The following is a 24,467-nucleotide window of genomic DNA, read 5'->3' as shown; positions in this document are numbered from 1 at the left end:
GCCCGCCCCGGTACCGCATCGCCCGGCTAATCAGCCGGGCGCGGATTGAAACCTTGGGAACGGCTGCGCCGGCCTCGGCTTCGCTGGCGTCCATGGGCAGTAAGGAAATGTCCATCTTCTACGTCCCGATTCGAGCCTGGTGACGAAGCTCCAGCTTCCTCATCCGCGAGACGAAGCTCCGCTTCGCGAACTCGAGGATCAGCGCCTGAATCGACCCAATCAAGGGCCGGAAGCCGCCGAAGCCGTGAAGCAGAGCCTCATCGCTGAGGTCACGAAGCTGGAGCTTCGTGACCAGAAAAGCGGGAAACAATTGATGGACAGTTCCTAAGAGCCGTCTTGCCGAACCCTCGGATCACGCGAGCAACCTGTCCGAGTCGCCAAGGGTTCTCAGCGCTTGTTCTGGCAGTCGCCGCAAATCCCGTAGACGACCAGGGAGTGGTCCTCGATCTGGAAGGCGTTATCGGCCGCGATCTTCGCCTGCCGCTTTTCGATGGTAAGGTCGACGAACTCCACGATCTTGCCGCACTTGATACAGACCAAATGGTCGTGGTGCTCGCCGCTGTTGAGTTCGAAGACGGATTGACCACCCTCGAAGTGGCGGCGACACACCAGGCCGGCACCTTCGAACTGGGTCAGCACGCGGTAGACGGTGGCGAGGCCGATCTCTTCATCCTGGCTGATGAGTTCTTTGTACACATCCTCGGCGCTCATGTGGCGCTTGCCACAGTTCTCGAGAATCCCGAGTATCTTCACCCTCGGCGCGGTCACCTTGAGTCCCGCTTCTTTGATCTGCTGGTTCTCCAATTGGGTCTCCACGTCTCTTGCTGATTCGGCCCGGGAAGGCCGCATGGGGCTTGCCCGAAGCGGCGAAGCGCCTGCCTCTGTCACCGAGGGGCGGCGCTGCTGTATCATTAGGCGGTTTATCGCAAAGTCTCTGTCAGATCAAGATGCGAAAGATTTTCACTCTTACGGTGATCGGCTGTCTCGCGCTCTCGGGCGTGGCCGGCTGCGCTCGAGACAAGAAACCAGAGGCGACCCAGACGTCGGTCCTGGAGAGCCTGCCCTTCGTCTACAAGATGACGGTTCAGCAGGGCAACATCATCACGTCGGAAATGGTGGATAGCCTGGAGCTCGGCATGACCAAGCGCCAGGTTGAGTTCGTGCTGGGAACACCGCTGCTGACGGACTTCTTCCACACCAATCGCTGGGATTACACCTACACGATCAAACGTGGACACAAGGAGATGGAGCAGCGTGATCTGACGCTCTATTTCCAGGATGACAAGCTGTCTCGAATCGCTGGCGACATTCGACCGGACACGAAACGCTCCGCCGAGAACGAACCCAAGGAGATCCTGGTGACCGTTCCGGACTACAAGGCACGCGAGGGACTGCTGAATAAGAGCCTCAAGGCCGTTGGTTTGGAGCCGAAGGACTAGGAGGCTGTCCGACTTGGGATGAATCGGCTGCGGAATCCTGAGAGCGGCCACTTTCGCTCCCCCCACTCCCTCGCTTCGGCCCCGACGTCGGAGCTCTCCACGCGCGCAAGCGCATGGGGCATCGAGGATTCAGGTGATTTGGCCGCTGGCGCTCTGAATGAGTGGCGTCAGGAGTCTGTTGTCTGGACGTCGCGCTGCGCGCCCTTGGCCTCGCCGGCCGCACGCCGCTTGCGCGCCTCTTTTGGATCCGCAATCAAGGGACGATAGATCTCGATGCGGTCGCCGTCCTGAAGGGCCTGATCGAGCTTGACGAGCTTGCCGAAGAGGCCGACCTTGTTCACGGCGAGATCGATTTCCGGGAACTGCTGCAGAACACCGGATTGCTCGATGGCCTCTTGGACATGCGTTCCGGTACGTGCCTCCAGACTGCGGAGCACCTGGCCCTCGGAGCCGACGTAGGCCACTGCAATCTGGATGTATTCAGTCACAGAACCTCATCGGCCCGCTTGCAGAAGGCGTCCACCAGGGTGTTGGCAATCTGATTGAAGACACCGCCAAAGGCCTTGTCGATCAGCCGGCCAGAGAACTCGAACTCCAGCTCCAACTCGACCTTCGAGGCATCCTCGCGCAGGGGCGTGAATCGCCAGGCGCCGACCAGCTTGCGAAAGGGTCCGTCGAGCAGGTCGATGTGCATCAAGCGATCGCGCTCGAACCGATTGCAGGTGCTGAAGGTCTGGCGAATCCCCATGCGGTGGACCTCGATCTGACCGCAGATCTTCTCGTCGGTCTCCGAGATCACCCTGGCATTGCTGCACCAGGGAAGGAATTTTGGATAGGAGGCGACGTCGTAGACGAGGTCGAACATCTCCGCCGCCGAATGGGATACCAGCGCGCTTTTTCTAACGATAGCCACAATGCATCATCGCCGTAATGAATCCTAACCTTCTGAGTGCCCAGGTGACTGATGTGATTTCCGGTAGCCAAGAGACCCTGCCTCGCGGCGCGGGACTGGCGGCCTGCTGTTTCCCGGCAATCACTTTCGCTAGCACCCGATCTGGTCGCGAACGACTCCGGCGAGCCAATCGGCCAGTCGGCTGACCTCCTGCCCGTCATGACCCTCGACCATCACTCGGACGAGTGGCTCGGTGCCGGAGGGACGCAGCAGCACCCTGCCCCGCCCGCCAAGCTCGCGCTCGGCCGCCAGCACGGCGTCCCGGACGGCCGGCAGACTCACGATGTCGCGCCGTTCGTCGAGGCGGACATTGACGAGAACCTGCGGGTAGCGTTCCACCTCGGCGCTGAGATCGTCCAGATTGCTGTCCAGGCGCTTGAGCGCCGCGAGCACTTGGAGCGCGGCGACGATGCCGTCACCGGTGGTCGTGCGGTCGCGGCAGATGATGTGGCCCGAGGGCTCGCCGCCGAGGATGCCGTCCGCGCCCTTGAGGTGCTCCATGATGTAGCGGTCACCAACCTTGGTCCGCACCAAGCCGACCTCAAGGCGCTGCAGGGCATGCTCGAACCCAAGATTGCTCATCAGCGTGCCGACGACCTCACCGCGCATGGCGCCAGCGAGCAGGCGCGACTTGGCGATGATGTAGAGGAGCTGGTCGCCGTCGACCAGGTTGCCCTTGGAGTCCGACATCAGCACCCGATCGCCATCGCCGTCGAAGGCAATGCCGAGATCGGCACCCTGCTCGACCACCGCCTGACACAGGGCCTTGGGCTTGGTGGAGCCGAGTTCGTGGTTGATGTTGAATCCGTCGGGATCCGTGCCCAGCCGCACCACGGTCGCGCCGAGTTCTTCGAAGACGTAGGGCGCGGTGTTGTAGGTCGCCCCATTGGCGCAGTCGACCACGATCTTGACATCGCTGAAGTTCATGCTCGAAGGGATGGTGCCCTTGCAGAACTCGATGTAGCGGCCATTGGCGTCATCGATCCGCTTCACCTTCCCGAGCTTGCTGGAGTCCACTGTTCGGATGGGCTTGTCGAGCTCCGCCTCGATCGCCAGCTCGACCTCGTCCGGCAGCTTGTCGCCGTCAGCCGAGAAGAACTTGATGCCGTTGTCCTGGAAGGGGTTGTGCGACGCGGTGATGACGATGCCCGCGCTGGCCCTGAAGGTGCGCGTCAGATAGGCCACGCCAGGGGTGGTCATGGGGCCGAGCAGGCGGATGTTGACGCCCGCGGCCACCAGGCCAGCCTCCAGCGCGGACTCGAACATATAGCCCGAGATCCGCGTGTCCTTTCCGATCAGGATCTTGCCGCCACCCTTACCGAGAACCTGGCCGGCCGCCCAACCCAGCTTGAGGATGAAATCCGGGGTGATATGCCCTTCTCCGACGGTTCCGCGAATACCGTCGGTTCCAAAGTAGTGACGCATCTGATCAGTGCTCTCCTGCCGGTCGACCGACTTGCCCGCCCTCGGAGGCATCGGGAACGTCCTTGGCTTCGCCGCGAGGCTCGGCCGGGCGTTTGGGCTCCTCATCTTCCCAATCCTTGGGCGGACGCGGCGCGCGGCCGTTCATGATGTCGTCGATCTGGTGCGCGTCGATGGTCTCGAACTTCACGAGCGCATCCGCCATGGCCTCGAGCTTATCCATGTGCTCGACCAGCAGCGTGCGGGCGCGCTCGTAGTTGCGCTCGATGATCTGGCGGATCTCTTCGTCGATGAGGTGTGTCGTCTCGTCGGAGACGCTCTTGTGCTGCGTCACCGAGTGGCCCAGGAAGACCTCCTGCTCCTCTTCGCTGTAGGTCAGCGGCCCGAGCTTGTCCGACAGCCCCCACTTGGTGACCATGTTGCGCGCGATTTCGGTGGCGCGGTGGATGTCGTTCTGCGCACCCGTGGTGACGCTGTCCTCGCCGAAGATCAGCTCCTCGGCAACGCGCCCCCCGAAGAGGCTGGAGATGCTGCTCTCCAGGCGCTGCTTGCTGTAGCTGAAACGGTCGTCCTCGGGCAGGAAGAGGGTCACGCCCAGGGCGCGGCCGCGCGGAATGATGCTGACCTTGTGCACCGGGTCATGATCCGGCACCAGACGCCCGACGATGGCATGGCCGGACTCGTGATAGGCCGTGAGGCGCTTCTCCGCCTCGGACATGACCATCGAGCGCCGCTCCGCGCCCATCATGATCTTGTCCTTGGCCTTCTCCATGTCGTCCATGTCGACCATCTTCTTGTTGGCGCGCGCGGCGAAGAGCGCCGACTCGTTCACAAGGTTGGCGAGATCCGCCCCGGAGAAGCCCGGCGTTCCACGCGCGAGCACGGACGCCCTGACGTCCTCGGCCGCCGGGATCTTACGCATGTGGACCTTGAGGATCTGCTCGCGCCCACGCACATCCGGCAGCGGCACGACCACCTGACGGTCGAACCGGCCCGGACGCAGCAGCGCCGGATCGAGGACGTCCGGGCGGTTGGTGGCCGCGATGACGATCACACCCTCGTTGCCCTCGAAACCGTCCATCTCGACGAGCAACTGATTGAGGGTTTGCTCGCGCTCGTCGTGGCCACCGCCCAGTCCGGCGCCGCGATGGCGCCCGACCGCGTCGATTTCATCGATGAAGATGATGCAAGGGGCGTGCTTTTTGGCCTGCTCGAACATGTCCCGAACGCGCGACGCACCGACGCCCACGAACATCTCGACGAAGTCGGAGCCGGAAATGGTGAAGAAGGGTACCTTGGCCTCGCCGGCGATGGCGCGCGCCAGGAGTGTCTTGCCCGTTCCCGGCGGCCCCACCATGAGCACGCCCTTCGGAATCTTGCCGCCGAGCTTTTGGAACTTGGCCGGATCACGCAGGAAGTCGACCATCTCGGTGACTTCGTCCTTGGCCTCCTCGGCGCCGGCGACGTCCTGGAAGGTGACCTTGATCTGATCCTCGGAGAGCAGGCGCGCGCGGCTCTTGCCGAACGACATGGCCCCCCGCCCGCCGGCACCGCCCTGCATCTGTCGCATGAAGAGGATCCACAGCCCGATGAGGATCAGCAACGGGAACCAGTTGATGAGGATCTGCATGAGCAGCGAGGGCTTCTCGGGCGGCGCCGCCTTGATGACCACGTTGCTGTTGAGCAGATCCCCCACCAAGCCATCGTCGCCTGGGCTGTAGGTCGTAAACCGCTGCCCGCTCTCGTTGACACCCTCGATCAAGCGGCCCTGGATAGTGACCTCTTTGACCCCACCCGCCTTCACCTGCTCGATGAAGTCCGAGTAGTTCAGACTCCTCGGGGTGGATTGGGTGGTGGTGAAATTGTTGAAGACGGACATCAGCACAATGGCGATGACCACCCAAAGCAATACGTTCTTCGCCATGTCACTCACGGCTCGCTGCCCCTGCTGTTCTGTCGAGAAAGGACCCCGGATAACCTGGGGAAACTAGCATCGACGGCTCAATGATGAAAGCCTTTTGCCACCAGAAACACCTCTCGGCTCTCTGGCCTGGAGGACTTTGGCTTGCGTGAGGCCACTTGTCGGAAGCTCCCGCGCAGCTCGCGCAAATAGGCGTCGAATCCGCTTCCCTGAAAGGTTTTGACGACCAGGGCGCCACCAGGTTTCAAATGCTCCCGAGCAAACTCGAGTGCAAGCTCGATGAGATACATGGCACGCGCCTGGTCGACGGCGGCTGTACCCGTGATATTGGGGGCCATGTCCGAAAGCACCAGATCCAGAGGCTCACCGCTCAGGGTGTCCTTGAGCTGATCGAGCACCGCCTCCTCGCGGAAGTCACCCTGAATCAACTGGACGCCCGGCACGGCGTCCATCGGGAGAATGTCCAGCGCGACGACCCGGCCCTGGTTGCCGACCAGGCGGCTGGCGATCTGCGACCAACTCCCCGGCGCCGCGCCGAGATCGACAAGATGCATGCCGGGCCGCAGGAGGCGGTCCTTTTCTTGGATCTCGAGCAGCTTGTAAGCGGCGCGCGAGCGATAGCCATCCAGCTGGGTGCGCTTGACATACGGATCGTTGACATGCCGATCAAGCCAGCGTCGGCTGGATTTACTCTTTGCCATAGATAATGCCGATGGGCTCCTTCGTGTCGTCCAGGCCATGGAATGGCCAGCAAAGCGACCGGTCGCAGCGATGCGCCAGCGCGATCGAATGCTCCGAGCGCAGGCACTCCGCCCAAGGTCACAGCCTCAACGTGCCGAACGCATCGCTCGACGACTTGGGGATAGAGCCTACCACAGGGGGCGAGATCCGCCGTGCACAAGGATCAAGAAAGCCGAGAACAGCTTCCGCCGGGGTCAGCCGCGATCAACCAGAACTCGATCGCCGCGTCTCTCAGCTCAGACAACGGCCGTCGACAATCGTCAGGATGGCCTTGGTCATCACTTGGACCGGTCGCGTGGGCGAGCGAGAGCGCAGTCCACCGAATCCCGCGCCGGCGTTGGTGGACTGCGCTGCGCTTGTTCGCCCTACAGAAGACGACTGGACCGAAGAATGATCGACGCCGCCAGGATCAAAGCTCATGCACCCAGGAGAATCTGAAGATCTCAAGCAGGAATCCACCGAGTGCACCGCCGAGCAGCCCGCCGAGAACGGCATTTTGGATCTCATAGTGCATGGTGATGCTCGCCAGCTGCGAAACGCCGGCGTCGGTACCCAACAAGGGCGCCGCCACCATCCAGACACTGCCGGCCGCGATGCCAGCGAGGATCGCCATGATAACCGACTCGATGATGTAGCACGGACGGCTTTCGAGCTTCATCCGGCGCGACACGGCGATCCACCATTCGACCGACCCGACGTAGAGGATGCCGTTGACGCTGACCAAGAAGGCCAGGACGGCGAAGGTCGAAAAGGGCGCGGGGTGCAGTGGCCCGACAATCGCCAGAACCGCCCCACCAAAGATACCCGACATGAGACCGGCCATGAGCTTACCGGGGACATGGCGCGAGCAGCGACGCGGAAAGGACACCGTCAGACCCACGGCCGCCGCCAAGACGGATGCGACCAGCACCACATTCGCAAGCCCAGCCTGGTCAGAGAGCAGGATCAGGACGGCGACCCCGGCCGCGGCGCCGATACCGGTGCTGATCAACGCCAGCTCGCGTGCGCCGTAGAGCACCGCTCCAGCCCCGCCAGCCAACCCCGCCGCAAGCATGTAGGCGTAGGGCCCCATCCCGAGCCCCGTCATGAGCTCGAGCAGTCCAGTGAAGAGTGGTGCGTAGATCAGCCCGATCAGGCTCCAGACGATTGCCCTCAAGAAGGCAAGCCGAGCGAAAGAGCCGGTCCTGATCGGCGCGGCGCCCAGGCGTTCGTAAGGGCGCGCATTGGCGAAATCGGAGGTGGTTTCAGACGGTGTAGACATGACCATGATACCGCAGATACAGCAACAACAGTGAAGCAAGCATGCCTGAGAAAGAGCTCGCGCCCCTATGATCCAACTCAAGGACAGCCGCGAAAGCCCGGCATCGGCTCGGTTCGCAAAGAGGGCGGTCAAGAATCCGGTGTCGCCTCAATGCCTAGGCGCCTGGGTCATCGACCGTCTCTCTCGTCTCCAAGACTAGCGGTACCCAACAAGGGGGTTAGAGACGCGCTTCACAGGCCACGAAAAACGGGGCCGAAGCCCCGTTTTCATGCTCGGAAACCGAGACGGCCCGATCAGCCTGCCTTCAGCGTCCAGGAAGCGCACCAACCATTGACGTTGATCAGCTTGCCGGGGAAGAGCTGGCAACCTTTGTAATCACCTTCACCGACATCTGCCTGCATGAAGTTGCAGTTCGCGCAGTGCTGCTCTTCCGGCGGCAAACCGGGACGAGCCGCGGCAACGCGATCGGAGTCAGCGGCACTCGGATGATACTTCAGCGCTTGTGCAGTCGGATCGTCCATGGTCACGGCATTCGCAGGAGCCTCCGCGCGCGCGGTGCCAAAGCCGACCATGTTGATCATGGGAATCGCAACTGCGGTACCCAGCATGACCTTGACGGCGTCGCGACGGCTCTTGCTCATTGGCTTATCGGACATGAATGTCACTCCTAAATTAGGCACAGTGTGGTGATTTCGACACTCCCGGTCGATGACCAGAAGCCGTCCACCATTGTGCAACAGCGAACCGAAAAAGGCGAGACGTTTACCCCGTTATAGAAGCCCGACTCAGCGGACAAAGGTACCGGCACCAAGGAAGTGCGACTGCCAGTAGGGGTTGTCCAGGCGCGACACCATCACCTGCTTGCGCGAGGTCGAGGCATGTACGAAACGCCCGTCGTCCACCATGAGACCGACATGATAGGCGTTCGGCCCGGTCTTGAAAAAGACCATATCACCCGCCTTCAGCCCGTTCTTGCGGACGGGCTTCGCCGCCTTGCGCTGCGCGGCGGCCGTGCGCGGAATCGAGAGCCCGGCCCGATGGTGCGCATAATAGGTAAGGCCACTGCAGTCGAATCCCTCTCCTGGCGCCTCGGCCCCATACACATACGGCTTGCCGACCTGCGCCAGCCCGGTCATGACGACGTCGGAGCCTTTGCCGCCCCGCGAGCCACCGGTACCAGCGCACCCGGCGAGCAAGGAAAGACAGAGCATGAGGGCAAGACTGAGGTACCAAGGCCGCTGCGGCATCTTCATAAAGGACTCACGATTGTTATTCTAATGCTTTGTTATCTTAGCCGCTCTCTGCGCGCTTTTCATCTCCGATTCACACACCGATTCGCCCTTTTGTCGCAAACTGGCGAGACGAGGAGCCGACAAAGCGCGCGACCGTCCGGCCCCCTGCAACGCGCGGGCTTTACCTGACTGCGGCGAGCCCTTAAATTTACGGCCTTTGGCATTCCTGCCTTTTCAGACCCAGATCCGGTCGCGCCTTGGGCAATGGACGTCCTGGACCGGGTCCTCTCAGGCGCATTGGAGTTGAACGCATGAGCGAAACCAAGCACTGCCGGCTACTCATTCTGGGCTCCGGCCCTGCCGGCTACACCGCGGCGGTCTACGCTGCCCGTGCGAACCTCAAGCCCGTCCTGGTCACTGGGCTGGAGCAAGGCGGCCAACTCATGACGACGACCGAGGTCGACAACTGGGCCGGCGATCCGGATGGCGTGCAGGGTCCCGAACTCATGGAGCGGATGCGCCGTCACGCGGAACGCTTCGAGACCGAGATCATCTTCGACCACATCAACGCGACCGACCTCAGCAGCCGTCCCTTCAAACTGATGGGCGACTCGGCCGTCTACACCTGTGATGCCCTCATCATCGCGACCGGCGCGAGCGCGATGTACCTGGGTCTATCCTCTGAACAGGAATTCCGCGGCAAAGGCGTGTCGGCCTGCGCGACCTGCGACGGCTTCTTCTATCGGAATCAGAAGGTGGCCGTGATCGGTGGCGGCAATACCGCCGTCGAAGAGGCGCTCTACCTGTCCAACATCGCCTCCGAGGTCATTCTGGTCCACCGTCGCGACGCACTGCGGGCCGAGAAGATCCTGCAGAAACACCTCTTCGAGAAGGCCGAGAAGGGGAACGTGCGCATCGCCTGGAGCCACGTCCTCGACGACATCCTGGGGGACGCAACCGGCGTGACCGGCATGCGCATCAAGAGCGTGACGGACGGCTCGACCCAGGAGATCGATCTACAAGGCGTCTTCATCGCCATCGGCCACAAGCCCAATACCCAGATCTTCGCGGGTCAGCTCGAGATGACCAACGGCTACATCCAGGTCAAGAGCGGAACCCAGGGCAATGCGACCGCGACCTCGGTTCCTGGCGTCTTCGCCGCGGGCGACGTCATGGACCAGATCTACCGCCAGGCGATCACATCGGCGGGCAGCGGCTGCATGGCCGCCCTGGACGCGGAGAAATTCCTCGATGCGCTCGAGGCGGCTGGCCAGTAAGCGGCGTCTCGATCCGAGCAGGACGCGCGATGCATCAGGGCGCGTCCCGCGGCGGAAGACGGCCCTCGCTGGATTGGCTGAGAGCCGACCGCCCATATCTGAAGAGCATTTCAGCATGCCCTTCAGACCATCCCATGTATAAGCTCACGACGCATTCCAGAATCGCCGAGATCCCGGCCCAGACCTGGAATGCGCTCGCCGATCCGGACACCCCCTTTTTGCGGCATGAGTTCCTTCGAGCGATGGAGGACCACGGCTGCGTGGGCGAGCAGCTGGGTTGGATTCCGACCCACCTGGCGCTGCGCGACGCTGACGACGAGGTGCTTGCGGTCGCGCCCTGCTACCTCAAGCTCAACTCCTACGGCGAGTTCGTCTTCGACTGGAGCTGGGCCGACGCCTACCGGCGCAGTGGCAGAGACTACTATCCGAAGCTGGTCATCGCCTCACCCTACACCCCGGCAACGGGAACGCGCATCCTCACCGGGAGCGGCGATCGCGAAGGGGCGCATGCCCGCGCCCTTATCCAAGGATCGGTCAAGGTCGCTGAACGCCTGGAGGTCTCCTCCTTGCACTGGCTCTTCACGACCGAGCACGAGACTCAGCAGCTCGAGTCGCAGGGGCTGATGCGGCGTCTTGGCTGCCAGTTTCATTGGCGCAATCACGACTATGACTCCTTCGATGCCTTTCTGAACGCCCTGACAGCGGCGAAGCGCAAGATGATCAAGCGCGAGCGCAGACGGGTCAGCGACAGTGGCCTGCGGATCCGCCGCATTCGCGGCGACGCCGTCAGTGAGGCCGAGTGGGCCATCTTCCATCGGCTCTACTGCGACACCTTCGACAAACGCGGCGGACTGGCGACCCTGAGCCTGGACTTCTTCCAGCGCATCGCGGAAACCATGGGCGAGCATCTGTTGCTCGTGCTGGCGTATGATGCCGGAAAAGTCGTGGCTGGCGCGTTCAACCTGCTCGGATCCAGCTCCCTCTACGGACGCCATTGGGGTTGCTTTCGGGACTACCACAGCCTGCACTTCGAGGTCTGTTACTACCAGGGGCTCGAGCATTGCGTCGAGCATCACCTGCAACGGTTCGAGCCAGGCGCCCAGGGCGAGCACAAGGTCAGCCGCGGATTTCTGCCCACCCGCACCTGGTCCGCTCATTGGGTCGCAGATCCGAATTTCGGGGCCGCTATTCGCAGATTCCTCGCGACGGAGACGGAAGGGATGGAGGGTTACATTGCGGACATGACCGACCACAGCCCCTATCGGTCGAGTGACGACCCCGCATCCAGACACGGGAGCCCGAGGGCGGCAAGAGACGCCCTGCAATGATCGCCCTCCTCGACCCCCACGATCGCACCAGCTTTCCCGATACTCATCAGGCGCTGCGCGAGCCCAATGGGCTCCTGGCGGTCGGCGGCGATCTCTCGCCGACGCGTCTTGAGCACGCCTATCGGCGCGGCATCTTCCCATGGTTCAGCGCCGAGGACCCGATCCTCTGGTGGTCTCCGGACCCAAGGACGGTGCTCTTCCCCGAGGACATCCGCATCTCACGCAGCCTGCGCAAGCGCCTGCGCAAGGCGCAGCTCTCGCTCACGCTGGATCGCAGCTTCACCGGCGTGATCGGCGGCTGCTCGCAACCGCGCGAGGAAGGCGGCGGAACCTGGCTGGTACCCAAAATGATCGCCGCCTACAGCCTCCTGCATGCCAAGGGGCTGGCGCATTCGGTCGAGGTCTGGGAGGGGGAGCAACTCGTCGGGGGGCTCTACGGGGTCGCCATCGGTCGCGCCTTTTTCGGCGAGTCGATGTTCAGCCGAACGACCGACGCCTCCAAGGTCGCGCTGGTCCATCTCTGCCGCACGCTGGCCGACTGGGGCTTCGGGGTCATCGACTGCCAGATGCGCACCGAGCACCTGATGAGCATGGGAGCAGTCGAGCTCCCACGCATGGAGTTCATCGCCCTCCTGAATCGCTGCTGCGCGGAGTCAGGACGCATCGGCAGCTGGGATCAGTGTGGCGAGGCGCTTCCATCCAGCGTCTGTCTGCTGGAACCCGTCGCAGACAGGGCGCAAACACCATGACGCAAGCCGTCGACCGCAGCGGAGGGCGCTATCTCGCGCTCTACATGACAGCGGACCATCCCTGCTCCTACCTGGACAATCGACTGGCGCGCACGCTCTTCGTCGACCCGACGGCGAAGATCGACAACGCGACCTATCAGGTTCTCGTCGATCAGGGCTTCCGGCGCAGTGGCTCCCACATCTACCGACCCGCCTGCCGCGGCTGCTCCAGGTGCGTGCCGGTGCGCATCCCTGTCGAAGCCTTCCAGCCAAACCGTTCACAGCAGCGCAATTGGCGGCGCAACAGCGCGGACATGACGCTCGTCGATGGGTCAGCCGCGTTCAAGCACGCGCATTTCGAGCTGTACCGGCGCTATCTCCTGCACCGCCACCCCGACGGCAGCATGGCCGATGATACCAGTGAGGACAGCTACCGACGCTTCCTGGTCGAGCCCTGGGGTGGCGCCACCCGATTCATCGAGCTGCGCTTGGGAGATCGGCTGGTGGGGGTCGCCGTGACGGACGTTCTGGAGCAAGGCCTCTCCGCGGTCTACACCTTCTTCGACCCCGAGATCTCGGAGCGGGCGCCAGGCACCTTCGGGGTGCTGGCACAGGTCGAAGCCACGCGCCGGCTTGGCTTGGCCTATCTCTATCTGGGCTACTGGATTCAGGATTGCAGAAAGATGTCCTACAAGGACCGCTTCCGCCCGATGGAGGCCTGGGATGGCCATCGCTGGAGGCAATTCGAGCGCACTCAGCCCATCACCATCGGTGTCTCATGAAGGCTGATTTCTTGAGGCCGGAATGACGCTCGATCGGCCGCCTATGGTATACTTCGTGAGCTTTGAAGCCTGAATTGCAACCCCAACAAGCTCACAACTATGTCTAAAGACGACGTCATCCAGATGGAAGGCACGGTCATGGAGACCCTGCCCAATACGGTTTTCCGAGTGGAACTCGAAAACGGACACACCGTCACGGCCCACATCTCCGGCAAGATGCGCAAGCACTACATCCGCATCCTCACCGGCGACAAGGTCACCGTGGAACTCACACCCTACGATCTCACCAAGGGACGGATCGTCTACCGCGCCCGCTAAGGCGTCTCGGCTGTTCGCGAACCCACCAGGATTCGTCCGACCAACGTCAGCCGAGCCATCAGGCGCGGCAGTCGTCCTCTCGCCAAAGGTCGACGAGCGCACCTCCCGGTTGACAGAGACTCTTCGACGCGCTGATCGCGAACATCGGGTCGCTCAGCCCGATGATGGCCCATACCCACCAACCGAACGATCGATCATCGACATCGGACTAGGCGCCAGCCGGCCCTTGAAGCCAGCTGGGTCATCGCCTGACGGCACCCAGCAAAGAACCGGAAACCACGCCGAAGCAAGGATCCCGGCCTAGTCAGAAGCGCCCACCTGCCCTCCCTCGACTCACAGCTCCTTCTCGACGCCATTGATCTCGAAGGCTACGGCGCCGTCCTTCAGGAAGACTCGCACAGACCCGCCCGTCGCGAGATCCCCGAATAGCAGCTCGTTGGCCAGAGGCCTCTTGATACTCTGCTGAATCACCCGCGCCATGGGCCTCGCGCCCATCTTCGGATCATAGCCCGTATCGGCCAGCCACTCGCACGCGTCCTCGTCAACGGTGAGATGGACCTTTTTCTCTTCCAACTGCTGCTCCAGCTCGAAGACGAACTTATTGACCACGCTGCGAATCGTCTTCTCGCCCAAGGGGCCAAATTGAACGACGGCATCCAGCCGATTGCGGAACTCGGGCGAGAAGAAGCGCTTGAGCGCCTCCATGCCATCGGTGGAGTGATCCTGCTCGGTGAAGCCGATGGACCGACGGGAGGTCTCCTCCGCGCCGGCATTGGTCGTCATGACTAGCACGACATTGCGGAAGTCCGCCTTGCGGCCGTTATTGTCCGTCAGCGTACCGTGATCCATAACCTGCAGGAGCAGGTTGAAGACGTCGGGATGCGCCTTCTCGACCTCATCGAGCAGCAGGACGGCATGCGGATGCTTGTTGATCTCTTCAGTCAGCAGACCACCCTGGTCGAAGCCGACGTACCCAGGGGGCGCGCCGATCAGACGTGAGACCGTGTGCCGCTCCATGTACTCGGACATATCGAAACGCAGCAGCTCCATACCCAGGATGCGCGCCAGCTGGCGCGTGACCTCGGTCTTGCCGACGCCGGTCGGCCCCGTGAACAGGAAGGAGCCGATTGGCTTCTCCTCGGCACCCAGGCCGGACCTGTTCATGCGAATCGCCGAGGTCAGCGCATCGATCGCGGGATCCTGACCGTACACAACCATCTTGAGGTCGCGATCGAGGTTCTTGAGCGACTCCATGTCGGAGGCAGAGACGCGCTTGGGCGGAATACGCGCGATCTTGGCGACGATCGCCTCCACGTCCGCGACATCGATCCGCTTCTTGCGCTTGGCCGGACTCTTGAGCTGGACGTTGGCGCCGGCCTCGTCGATGACGTCGATCGCCTTGTCGGGCAGATGGCGGTCGTTGATATGCCGGTTCGAGAGTTCCGCCGCGGCGCGCAGCGCCGGGTTGGTATAGGTGACCTGATGATGCTCCTCGAAGCGCGACTTGAGCCCCTTCAGGATCTCGAAGGTTTCCTCGACCGAGGGCTCCTCGACATCGATCTTCTGGAACCGTCTCGCCAGCGCCCGATCCTTCTCGAAGATGCCCCGATACTCCTGATAGGTCGTGGAGCCGATGCAGCGAAGATCGCCAGAGGCCAGGACTGGCTTGATGAGATTCGATGCATCCATCACGCCGCCCGAGGCCGAGCCGGCACCAATGATGGTATGGATCTCGTCGATGAAGAGGATGGCATGCGGCTGACGCTTGAGCTGGGCCAGCACCGACTTCAGCCGCTTCTCGAAATCGCCCCGGTACTTCGTCCCGGCGACCAGACCGCCGAGATCCAGGGAATAGATGACGGCGTCGTTCAGTACCTCGGGCACTTCGGCGTCGACGATCTTCTTCGCCAAACCCTCCGCGATCGCCGTTTTGCCGACACCGGCCTCGCCGACGAACAGCGGATTGTTCTTCCGCCGACGGCACAGAATCTGGATGGTCCGCTCGACCTCGGCGGCACGGCCGATCAGAGGATCGATCCGGCCCTGCCGAGCCATCTCGTTCAGATTGGTCGCGAAGCTCTCGAGCGGACTTGAGCCCTCCTTCTCGTCACCGCGCACATCCTCGGCATCGCCGGGGACATCGTCCTCCTGACTCTCGCCGGGCACCTTGGAGATGCCATGGGAGATGTAGTTGACGACGTCCAACCGGGTCACATCCTGCTGATTGAGCAGGTAAACCGCCTGAGAGTCCTGCTCGCTGAACAAGGCCACCAGCACATTGGCGCCGGTCACCTCCTTCTTGCCCGCTGACTGGACGTGAAAGACCGCGCGCTGCAGCACCCGCTGAAAGCCGAGCGTCGGCTGGGTGTCGCGCTCCTCGTTGCTCGGGATGATTGGTGTGGTCTCGTCAATGAAGGCGGCAATCTCGCGACGCAGTCGCTCCGCGTCAGTCCCGCATGCACGCAGCACCTTGGCGGCCGTCGGGTTATCCAACAGCGAGAGCAGCATGTGCTCCACCGTCATGTACTCGTGATGCTTGGCGCGCGCCTCTTTGAAGGCCCGGTTAAGCGTGAGTTCGAGTTCTTTGCTCAGCATCGGCCTGTTCCAAGGGTGAGGTTATGAAACCGTTAACATGCTGCCGCTCATTTGGTCAACCACCATCACCTAGGCCTCTTCCATGGTGCACATCAGCGGGTGCTGATTGCTTCGCGCGTAGTCGTTGACCTGCGCGACCTTGGTCTCGGCGATATCCTTGGTGAAGACGCCACAGACCCCGACACCACGCGTGTGAACATGGAGCATGACCTGAGTGGCCTTCTCGCGGTTCATACCGAAGAAGACTTCCAGGACCAGCACGACGAACTCCATGGGGGTGTAGTCATCGTTGAGCAGCAGGACTTTAAATAGGGGCGGACGCCTGAGTTTTGGACGCGCTTCCTGAACCGTCAGTCCAGATTCCCGCTCCTCACCAGGTATATCGTTACTCATGATCTCGGATTCTAGTCAAAATTTGTCGAGGTGCGACGCGATGCCGACGAGTAGCGCCAGCGCTGCGCGCAGACCCTGTCTCGGCGCGGGATCAGTGCAGCCCCTCCCGGGAAAGCGGTTTTCGCAAAGATTGCAGAAAGGGGCAGTTTGACCAGCGAAATCAACTCACTATACTACGGAGTTGTGGTACCGATCGCCGGATTCAAGGTACGGTGCCAGGCAACTATAACGACCACCAACAAGAGCCCCGTCAAGTAGGAGGAGTGCGACAATGATCACCGGTGTCGTGAAATGGTTCAATAACGCAAAGGGGTACGGGTTCGTGCAGCCCGACGGTCGAGAGGAGGACGTATTCGTCCACTTTTCGTCGATCGACATGGACGGTTACAAGACGTTGAGAGAAGGACAAAAAGTCGAGTTCGAACTGAGCGAAGGCCCGAAGGGGCTGCATGCGGCCAATGTGCATCGCGTGAGCTGAGGGCGGGGCGGCCAACGCCAGCAAGCCATCGTCGGCACGACGCTTGGCGATCACAGCGGCAGAACCCCAGCGGTTCCGCCGCTTTCTTTTGCGCCTTACATCTTGCCGATCAAGGCCTCACCAAAGCCAGAGCAACTGAGCTTTGTCGCACCGTCCATGAGACGATGCAGATCGTAGGTCACGGTCTTGGCCGCGATCGCGCCCTCGACACCCTTGATCACCAAGTCGGCCGCCTCGGTCCAGCCCATGTGGCGGAGCATCATCTCCGCGGAGAGGATCAGGGAACTCGGATTGACTTGGTCCTTCCCGGCATACTTTGGCGCGGTGCCATGGGTCGCCTCGAACATCGCGACGCTGTCTGACAGGTTCGCGCCCGGCGCCATCCCGATGCCGCCCACCTGGGCCGCCAGGGCGTCGGAGATGTAATCGCCATTGAGGTTCAGGGTGGCGATCACCGCATACTCCTTGGGACGCAGCAGGATCTGCTGCAGGAAGGCATCGGCGATGACATCCTTGACGATGATGTCGCGCCCGGTCTTCGGATTCTTGAAGGTACACCAAGGACCGCCGTCCAGCTCGGTCGCGCCGAACTCGGACTGCGCCAGCTCGTAGCCCCATTGCTTGAAGGCACCTTCGGTGAACTTCATGATGTTGCCCTTGTGGACCAGGGTCACCGAGGGGCGGTCATTGTCAATGGCGTACTGAATTGCCTTGCGGACCAGGCGCTCCGTGCCCTCTTTCGAGACCGGCTTGATGCCGATGCCGGAGGTCTCCGGGAACCGAATCTTGGTGACGCCCATCTCCTTGCGCAGGAATTCGATGAGCTTCTTGGCGCCGGGCGTGCCTTCCTGCCACTCGATACCGGCATAGATGTCCTCCGAGTTCTCACGGAAGATGACCATGTCGGTGTGCTCAGGCTCTTTCAGCGGGCTCGGAGTCCCGCTGAAATAGCGCACCGGACGCAGACAGACGTAGAGGTCCAGCTCCTGACGCAGGGTGACGTTCAGCGAGCGGATGCCGCCACCGACCGGCGTCGTCAGCGGGCCTTTGATCGAGACGACGAAGTCCTTGACGGCCCGCAGGGTCTCCTCGGGCAGCCAGACGTCCTCGCCATAGGTGCGCGTCGACTTCTCGCCGGCATAGATCTCCATCCATTGGATCTGACGCGTCCCGCCGTAGGCTTTGGACACGGCGGCATCCGTCACGGCACGCATGACGGGCGTGATGTCGATACCGATGCCGTCGCCCTCGATGTAAGGGATGATCGGCTTGTCGGGGACGTTCAGCGAGAGATCGTCGTTGACCCTGATCTTCTCGCCGGTGGATGGGACTTGAATTTTGTCGTACGACATGTGCTGCGCTCTCTCGGTCGCCAAATTTGCCTATGCTATCATTCCTGATTGGCATCGCGCAGACACAAGCGCAGATTCTCCGACCTGAATCGACGCGCGGACCGGCCTCAGCGCGCCGCCGATCCCGCCACCTCCGTCTCAACCGCGCCCCAACTCGAAACCCCAATTCGACAATGCGCGCCTCGCTCCCCCTGCGCCGGATCGCGCTGCCGGGGACGCCTGCGCCGCGGCCTGCTCAGATGCGGAACTGTCCAACCCGTTCCTGCAGCAAGGACGCCAGCCCCGCAAGCTGTTCGCTGGCGGTCGCAATCTGCGTCGAACCCGCCGAGGTTTGGTCAACCGTCTGGGAGATCGTGTGGATATTTCGATTGATCTCCTCCGCGACGGCCGTCTGCTCTTCGGCGGCGCTGGCGATCTGGCGGTTCATGTCGTTGATACTGGTGATGGCGGCGCTGATGGCCTGCAGCGACTCACCAGCGCGCTGCGCCTGAACGACACTCTCACGCGCCATCGCCTGCCCCTTCTCCATCACCTGAACGGCACCAGCAGAGCCGTTTTGGACGCGCTCGATCTTTTCCTGGATGTCTTGAATCGAGGATTGAGTCCGACTGGCCAGAGTGCGCACCTCTGCCGCGACCACCGCAAAGCCGCGGCCTTGCTCGCCCGCGCGGGCCGCCTCGATGGCGGCGTTGAGGGCCAGGAGATTGGTCTGCTCGGCCACACCACGAATCACGTCGAGAACGGCCCCGATCTCCCCGCTGTCGACCGAAAGCTTGGCGATGACCTGGCTTGCGGACTCCACCTCCTGAGCCAACAAGTCGATCGCGGTGATCGTCTGGGTCACGACCTGCCCACCGGCCTCGGTCTCCTTATCCGTGTCCTGCGCCGCGCGGGCGGCGTCGGCGGCGTGGCGCGCCACCTCTTCCACGGTCGCCGTCATCTCGTTCATGGCCGTCGCGACCTGATCCGTCTCGGATTGCCCCACCCGCACCTGCTCGCGCGTCTGCTCGCTCGTGGCCGCCAGTTGCACGGCGGCCGCGGCCACTTGCGCGCTGGCGCTGGAGACCTCCTGGAGCACGCGCTTGATGCTCTCCACCATCCGGGCGATGGCCGCCAGCAGGCTGGTGCTATCACCCTGACGCAAGTTGATCGCGGTGGTGAGATCGCCCTCCGCCAAGCGGTTCACGAGGGACACCGCATCCGCTGGCTCCCCGCCCAGCTCCCGCAGGGTTCCGCGTGTGATCATGATGCCGAGGAACGCCGCCAAGGCCAGCCCCAAGGCAATCCCCGCGCTATAGAGCTTGACCATGAGCTCGCTTTCGCCAACCGCCTCGGTCAATTCGATCTGCACCGCGTCATTCTTGACCGCGACCATAGACTCGATCAGCACCCCGACGCGATCCGAGACCAAGAAGATCTCGTCGACGCTCCGGGCGTAATCCGCGTGCAAAGCGGCGTAAGCGACCGGGTCCGCCGCCTCGCTCAACTTCTGCGTCAACTGATCGACCTTGGCATAGTCCGACCGCCAGGCATCGTAGTCGCTCTTGAACGCCGTATAGAGCGCCTCCTCGTCCGGGGTGCGCGGCAGGTGCTGATAACTGTCGAGCGCGGATTCGACGTTCGACCAGGAAGCCGCCCGCTGCCGCACGACCTGAGCGACCTGCTCACCGACCTCCGGCGTCCAGGTGGCGAGCCCCTTCACCTCATAGGTCTGCCCCCGAATCTGCACCCGCTCATAGTTCAGCCGGTTGAGCGCGATGATGGTTGGCACGGACGCCTGACTGATGGAGATCAGGTGCTTGCGCATGTCCAGCTCACCCTTGATCCCGAAGGCACCCACAACCAGGACGATCGCCGCGATGGATAGAAAACTGCCCAACAACTGTACGCTCAAACGCATCTTCTTCATGACCTTCCCTTCCTGACGCCGACGTCTCTTACTTCGCGTTGAATTTCGAATCCGTAACCTGACAGCCCGCACTCCGGCGAACGCTGGCCTAGCGAGCCGGGGCGCTGGGTGGAGTGGATCAACACGGCTGAGGGCGAACGGGTTCGGCACCTGGCAGGATTGTCCATCGCCCATCCCCGCCCCTGACCAAGCGTCCTATGCGCCGAAAGCCAGCCCCACCCAAAGGCGCAACCATGACGTCAGGTTCTCGTGCCGCCGTCTCGCGGACGCCTGGCTTGACGGCGGCCCAGCAGATGCGGCTCGGGCGAGTCTAAGGGAAATACCTCGTCGGGAGTGCCAACGGGTTCACTACGCCGATACTTCGCGGTGCGCGGCGCGGCAGGAACCCGATCCATTGCCACACCAAGACCTGCCAGTTTGCGCCGGCGCGCGCCATCCCAGAACATGATGATCTTGCGCGTGGGCGCTTGCGCACGCAGGCGTTCCAAGTCGATCTCTGACTTGGGGAGGGGGCTGCCGAGTGCACACTTGGCAGACGCTTCTGACCAACACTACAAGGTATCGCATCCCGCTCTGGGTAAGGTCCAGACGCCGGCTTAATCGTGCGGAGCCGACCTGAGAACACGAATGTGCACCGCCCGTTGTTGGGACGCCAGTGGCACTGGGCCGTCGTGACGAAGTGCCAGATTCTGCGGACCGCGACCTTCGACAAGTAAACGATCCTTGGACACATGCTGCCCCACCAGATAATCGGCGACGGACTCCGCCCGTCTCCGGGATAGGTCGAGGTTGTAGGCGGGATCACCGTAGTGGTCTGCAAAGCCAATAATCTCGGCCGAGTGATCCTCAGACGCTCGTAGCACCGTCACGATCTTTTCAAGCTCCGGCATGAATCGCCGGCCAATGTGCACGCTGTCGAATCCGAACAGCACACGCGCCTCGAGAACGGGCGAAAGTGGACTTGGCGCTTCTGAAAGCATTGACTCCGGCTGACCAGTTGGGGTGGCGAACGATGCCACCGCGGCCTTGATCGGCGCGAAACCCGCTGGCGCTATCGCACCCTCGACCCCCATGACGGGTAGGTCGTCTGGCTTTGCCACGCGTGTGGATTGGCCGCCTTGCTCCTCGGGCGCATGACTCCCACTCGATCGCATACTGGCCTGCGACGTCTCCTCGGTGCTCTTGGGTATATCCGGGGAGCCCGGGGTAAGAGCCTCGATGCCAGGCGAGAGCGGACGCGGCGCTTCTGGAATTAGTGGCTCCGACTGACCAGCCGTAGTGGCGGACGATACCGCCGCAGCCGTGATCGGCGCGATACCCGCTGGCGCTATCGCATCGTCGACCCCCATGACGGCCAGGTCGTCTGGCTTTGCCACGCGTGTGGATTGGCCGCCTTGCTCCTCGGGCGCATGACTCCCACTCGGTCGACTGGCCTGCGGCATCTCCTCAGCGCTCCTAGGCATGTCCGCAGAGCGCTGGTCGACCGGTTCTGGCGGCGACGCCGACAAGCTGTCGGGGAGTGCGTGGAGCGCTATAGTGAGCTCCAAGATTGCGAGTCCTGCTACGAAGCCCGCTGCGACGAATTTCCACAATCCCTCGCCGAGCAATTTCCGGGGATTGCGATTGGCCAGCTCATCCGAAAACGGCGCAGATTCGGTTTTAGCAGGAGGCTCTGGCGCGCTAACTTCGAAAAGATCATGCTCGCCTGTGCCGCCATGCTCTGCTGGCAGCTCGTTGGCAGCCCCTTTAATCAGGGATTGCTCGGGGGCCGTGGAATTCAAGGCCATCGCAGTTTGTGCCATGGACGATTGCGGCGTTGCCTGTGCTCCTCGGCGCCGTCTTCCCGCTTCGCTCAGGTCTTTCTGAGCTTTTCCTGAGGCAACATACAGTCCCTGATCGAGCAAATCCCATCTTACGACCTCATCCACCTCCGTCGCGGCTCCCTGTCCAGCTAGAACTCTCTCCTCTTCCCGGCGATGCCAGCTATCCTCTTCCGGCATCAGATCAACCAACATCGAGTCTGGCTCGCCATCATCACTGCTGTGAATCGCCATTACCGGCGGTCCCAAGCCCTCCTCAAGCAGCTCTCGCGCGATCAGCTCGGCGTCCGCCGCCTCCAGCCGATGCCGCTCGCCGATGCAGCCGTGCAACAAGAGACGGCTACAGATCAGATTGATCAGGCGCGGAATTCCTTGGCTATACTCATGGATTTCGCGACAGACGCCGGGGGCAAGAGCTGGATCGCCATTCCACCCAACGGTCTCCAATCGATGACGGACATACCCAATCGTCTCCTGCGGCGCAAGGGGTCGTAACCGCCAGGACGCCACGATCCTTTGATGGACCTGGCGCATCTGCGGCGACCGAATCATGTCACGCAGGGATTCCTGCCCGACTAGCAGGACTTGAAGCAGTTGCTTGCCTCCCCGCTCCAGATTCGTCAATAGCCTTAAGTCTTCAAGTGCGTCTGGGGATAGATTTTGCGCTTCGTCGACGAACAACACGGCGTGATGGGCCATATCCAGACGCTCGTTCCAGTACTGGGTCAGCTCCTGCAAGGCCATCGACTTGCTGGATGCCTTCGAAGCTAGCCCGAAGGCGCTAGCGATCATGATGAGCAAGTCTAAGCCATCCAATTGTGGATGGACGAGCACTCCAACATCGACATCGGCATCTACTAGATGCGTGCGAACATCATTGAGCAGGGCCGTCTTGCCCGTTCCCGGCTCACCAGTAATCAAGGCGAAGCCTTCACGGCGCATGAGCGAATAGATGATGTAGTCCCGCGCTCTGGAGAAGTTCTTGTGGGCGAAGCAGGCAGAGTAGTCCGGCGTCAACCGGAAAGGTTCACCGCTGAATCCATAGAATCGCTCAAGCATCGTGCAATACCTCGCTCACGTCCGCGCCGGGTTCATACCGAGACCAAAGGCTATCCGATCTGCTACGACAGGACACTGTCGTCCGTCTGAACGCCAAGGGGCGCCCGACACCGCGGGGCGTTGACCTACAACGGCATCGGCGTCCAAAAACATCCGACTGGTGGCTGCATTGGTCGGACGCCAACACGCGCAACGCCGCTTTCACGAACATCCAGGGTCAGCGCAGCCGGGACGGCGGACTCAGCTGGCAGGCCGGCGGCAGTCTCGGACTGACGGACAACAGCACCTACCAGATCATTGCACAACCGGGCACTGGCACCCTCTATGCCGCGACACCCTCGGTGCATGACCTCTATCAAAGCACCTACCTCGCCGACGACCGCATCGACGGCGCTCGGGGTCACCTGATGGTCTCCACTGATCAGGGGGCCAGCTGGACGGTCCTGCACGACTTCGGGCATCCCGTCGTTTGGCTCGCCTTCGACCCGCAGGATCGCAACCGCCTCTATGCCAGCGTCGTGCACAGTCAGGCCGGCGGGATCTATGTCACGCATGATCTGCAGAACGGCACGGCCGCCACCTGGCAGGCATTGAGCGCCCCACCCCGCACCCAGGGGCATGCGTTCACGATCCACGCACTCGCGGACGGTACCCTCGTGGCCACCTATTCGGGGCACATGGACAGCAATTGGGACTTCACCGCCCGCTCAGGCGTCTTCGTCAGCAGCGATGGCGGCGCGACCTGGGTCGATCGCAGCCACAGTGACATGCAATGGTGGACCAAGGATCTCGTGGTCGACCCCCATGACAGCAGTCAGCACACCTGGCTCGTGAGCGTCTTCCGCCATTGGGGCGGGGGACATGAGCATGTCGGCGGACTCTACCGCACCACGGATCGCGGTCTGAGCTGGACCCGGATCAGCGACCTGCCCAGGGTCGAGTCCGTGACCATCGACCCGAGCAACCCCGACATCGCCTGGATGACGACAGAGACCCAAGGGCTCTGGAAGAGCGAGAACTTCAGCCACTCAGCACCGGTCCTGACGCAAGACCCCGAGTACCCGTTTCGTCACCCACTGCGCGTCTTCATCAACCCTTTCGACCCCGCGCAGGTATGGGTCACCAACTTCGGTGACGGATTGCGCGCAATGGGCGTGAGCGGGGATCCCAGCGCCGATTGCTCTGGCTCGGATGTACAGGTTTCGAGCGGGACGATCTTCCCCAGTGGGCAAACGGTCTGCATCGCAACCCATACCCTGGCGACGGCCAACCCGGTCAGCATACCCGTGGGCGCCAGCGTCTTCTTTCGGGCGGCACGGATCAGACTGACTCAGGGCTTCGGCGCCCTGCCTGGCGCGCGGTTCTCGGCGGTCGGCGGGGAATAGCAGGGGAGCTTGCCGGCAGGCGGGGTCTGCCTCCTTGTCAGTTGTCAGTTGTCAGTTGTCAGTTGTCAGTTGTCA

Annotated in this window: 23 protein-coding genes; 9 read left to right on the top strand and 14 right to left on the bottom strand. The window is 62.4% G+C overall.

Annotated elements, in window-relative coordinates:
* The first annotated feature begins 139 nt into the window (after window positions 1-139).
* Complete coding sequence (locus tag CKO23_RS15105) at window positions 140-328, top strand: hypothetical protein (protein ID WP_200332652.1); 189 nt, start codon at window positions 140-142, stop codon at window positions 326-328.
* Between the two features lie 59 nt (window positions 329-387).
* Here CKO23_RS15105 and fur read toward each other — a convergent pair whose 3' ends face one another.
* A complete protein-coding gene (gene fur / locus CKO23_RS15100; protein WP_200332654.1) occupies window positions 388-804 on the bottom strand; it encodes a ferric iron uptake transcriptional regulator in 417 nt (138 codons plus the stop codon).
* A gap of 143 nt (window positions 805-947) precedes the next feature.
* Here fur and CKO23_RS15095 point away from each other — a divergent pair, with 143 nt between their 5' ends.
* The gene (locus CKO23_RS15095) at window positions 948-1,439 is read left to right on the top strand and encodes an outer membrane protein assembly factor BamE (RefSeq protein ID WP_200332651.1); all 492 of its coding nucleotides are present in this window, start codon (window positions 948-950) and stop codon (window positions 1,437-1,439) included.
* A gap of 167 nt (window positions 1,440-1,606) precedes the next feature.
* Here CKO23_RS15095 and CKO23_RS15090 read toward each other — a convergent pair whose 3' ends face one another.
* The 8 genes from CKO23_RS15090 to CKO23_RS15055 all read right to left on the bottom strand — a co-directional run bounded on the left by CKO23_RS15090 (window position 1,607) and on the right by CKO23_RS15055 (window position 8,989).
* Complete coding sequence (locus CKO23_RS15090; RefSeq protein ID WP_200332650.1) at window positions 1,607-1,927, bottom strand: RnfH family protein; 321 nt, start codon at window positions 1,925-1,927, stop codon at window positions 1,607-1,609.
* Complete coding sequence (locus CKO23_RS15085) at window positions 1,924-2,352, bottom strand: SRPBCC family protein (RefSeq protein ID WP_200332649.1); 429 nt, start codon at window positions 2,350-2,352, stop codon at window positions 1,924-1,926. Before CKO23_RS15085 ends, CKO23_RS15090 begins: the two co-directional genes overlap by 4 nt.
* A 129-nt stretch (window positions 2,353-2,481) precedes the next feature.
* A complete protein-coding gene (gene glmM, locus CKO23_RS15080; RefSeq protein WP_200332648.1) occupies window positions 2,482-3,816 on the bottom strand; it encodes a phosphoglucosamine mutase in 1,335 nt (444 codons plus the stop codon).
* 4 nt (window positions 3,817-3,820) lie between these two features.
* The gene (gene ftsH / locus CKO23_RS15075) at window positions 3,821-5,737 is read right to left on the bottom strand and encodes an ATP-dependent zinc metalloprotease FtsH (RefSeq protein ID WP_200332647.1); all 1,917 of its coding nucleotides are present in this window, start codon (window positions 5,735-5,737) and stop codon (window positions 3,821-3,823) included.
* 77 nt (window positions 5,738-5,814) lie between these two features.
* Window positions 5,815-6,435: a 23S rRNA (uridine(2552)-2'-O)-methyltransferase RlmE gene (gene rlmE / locus CKO23_RS15070; protein ID WP_200332646.1), complete on the bottom strand. Its 621-nt coding sequence runs from the start codon at window positions 6,433-6,435 to the stop codon at window positions 5,815-5,817.
* Window positions 6,436-6,884: 449 nt separating this feature from the next.
* Window positions 6,885-7,736, bottom strand: a complete 852-nt coding sequence (locus CKO23_RS15065) for a hypothetical protein (RefSeq protein ID WP_242482463.1) — start codon at window positions 7,734-7,736, stop codon at window positions 6,885-6,887.
* A 293-nt stretch (window positions 7,737-8,029) separates the two neighbouring features.
* Window positions 8,030-8,392: a high-potential iron-sulfur protein gene (locus tag CKO23_RS15060; RefSeq protein ID WP_200332644.1), complete on the bottom strand. Its 363-nt coding sequence runs from the start codon at window positions 8,390-8,392 to the stop codon at window positions 8,030-8,032.
* Window positions 8,393-8,521: 129 nt separating this feature from the next.
* On the bottom strand, window positions 8,522-8,989 hold the full coding sequence (locus CKO23_RS15055) for a C40 family peptidase (RefSeq protein WP_200332643.1): 468 nt from the start codon (window positions 8,987-8,989) through the stop codon (window positions 8,522-8,524).
* 290 nt (window positions 8,990-9,279) lie between these two features.
* On the opposite strand from CKO23_RS15055, the gene trxB reads away from it, so the two are divergent.
* The 5 genes from trxB to infA all read left to right on the top strand — a co-directional run bounded on the left by trxB (window position 9,280) and on the right by infA (window position 13,401).
* Entirely contained in the window at window positions 9,280-10,245 is a 966-nt protein-coding gene (gene trxB, locus CKO23_RS15050) for a thioredoxin-disulfide reductase (RefSeq protein ID WP_200332642.1), read from the top strand.
* A gap of 134 nt (window positions 10,246-10,379) precedes the next feature.
* Window positions 10,380-11,573, top strand: a complete 1,194-nt coding sequence (locus tag CKO23_RS15045; protein WP_200332641.1) for a GNAT family N-acetyltransferase — start codon at window positions 10,380-10,382, stop codon at window positions 11,571-11,573.
* Window positions 11,570-12,322 (top strand): leucyl/phenylalanyl-tRNA--protein transferase, encoded by a 753-nt coding sequence (aat, locus tag CKO23_RS15040; protein WP_200332640.1) that lies wholly within the window; start codon window positions 11,570-11,572, stop codon window positions 12,320-12,322. The genes CKO23_RS15045 and aat overlap by 4 nt, the downstream gene beginning before the upstream one ends.
* Complete coding sequence (locus CKO23_RS15035) at window positions 12,319-13,083, top strand: arginyltransferase (RefSeq protein ID WP_200332639.1); 765 nt, start codon at window positions 12,319-12,321, stop codon at window positions 13,081-13,083. The genes aat and CKO23_RS15035 overlap by 4 nt, the downstream gene beginning before the upstream one ends.
* A gap of 99 nt (window positions 13,084-13,182) precedes the next feature.
* Complete coding sequence (infA, locus tag CKO23_RS15030; protein WP_164451408.1) at window positions 13,183-13,401, top strand: translation initiation factor IF-1; 219 nt, start codon at window positions 13,183-13,185, stop codon at window positions 13,399-13,401.
* Between the two features lie 333 nt (window positions 13,402-13,734).
* Here infA and clpA read toward each other — a convergent pair whose 3' ends face one another.
* Complete coding sequence (clpA, locus tag CKO23_RS15025; RefSeq protein ID WP_200332638.1) at window positions 13,735-15,996, bottom strand: ATP-dependent Clp protease ATP-binding subunit ClpA; 2,262 nt, start codon at window positions 15,994-15,996, stop codon at window positions 13,735-13,737.
* 69 nt (window positions 15,997-16,065) lie between these two features.
* Entirely contained in the window at window positions 16,066-16,389 is a 324-nt protein-coding gene (clpS, locus tag CKO23_RS15020) for an ATP-dependent Clp protease adapter ClpS (RefSeq protein ID WP_200332637.1), read from the bottom strand.
* Window positions 16,390-16,660: 271 nt separating this feature from the next.
* Here clpS and CKO23_RS15015 point away from each other — a divergent pair, with 271 nt between their 5' ends.
* Window positions 16,661-16,867, top strand: a complete 207-nt coding sequence (locus tag CKO23_RS15015) for a cold-shock protein (protein WP_200332636.1) — start codon at window positions 16,661-16,663, stop codon at window positions 16,865-16,867.
* 95 nt (window positions 16,868-16,962) lie between these two features.
* On the opposite strand, the gene icd is transcribed toward CKO23_RS15015, so the two are convergent.
* The 3 genes from icd to CKO23_RS15000 all read right to left on the bottom strand — a co-directional run bounded on the left by icd (window position 16,963) and on the right by CKO23_RS15000 (window position 23,007).
* Window positions 16,963-18,219 carry an NADP-dependent isocitrate dehydrogenase gene (gene icd, locus CKO23_RS15010; RefSeq protein WP_200332635.1) on the bottom strand — a complete coding sequence of 419 codons (1,257 nt, stop codon included), beginning with the start codon at window positions 18,217-18,219 and terminating at the stop codon, window positions 16,963-16,965.
* Between the two features lie 235 nt (window positions 18,220-18,454).
* Window positions 18,455-20,128, bottom strand: coding sequence for a methyl-accepting chemotaxis protein (locus CKO23_RS15005; RefSeq protein ID WP_200332634.1), 1,674 nt, complete (start codon window positions 20,126-20,128; stop codon window positions 18,455-18,457).
* Window positions 20,129-20,724: 596 nt separating this feature from the next.
* Window positions 20,725-23,007, bottom strand: a complete 2,283-nt coding sequence (locus tag CKO23_RS15000; protein ID WP_200332633.1) for an AAA family ATPase — start codon at window positions 23,005-23,007, stop codon at window positions 20,725-20,727.
* Between the two features lie 341 nt (window positions 23,008-23,348).
* Between CKO23_RS15000 and CKO23_RS14995 the strand changes: the two genes are divergently transcribed.
* Window positions 23,349-24,392: a WD40/YVTN/BNR-like repeat-containing protein gene (locus CKO23_RS14995; protein WP_200332632.1), complete on the top strand. Its 1,044-nt coding sequence runs from the start codon at window positions 23,349-23,351 to the stop codon at window positions 24,390-24,392.
* Window positions 24,393-24,467: the final 75 nt, after the last annotated feature.

Origin of the sequence: Thiocystis violacea (assembly GCF_016583565.1) — a bacterium.
Taxonomy (GTDB): Bacteria; Pseudomonadota; Gammaproteobacteria; order Chromatiales; family Chromatiaceae; genus Thiorhodococcus; species Thiorhodococcus violaceus_A.
Note: the sequence above shows the minus strand (reverse complement) of the source record. Positions and strands in the feature narration are given on the sequence as shown.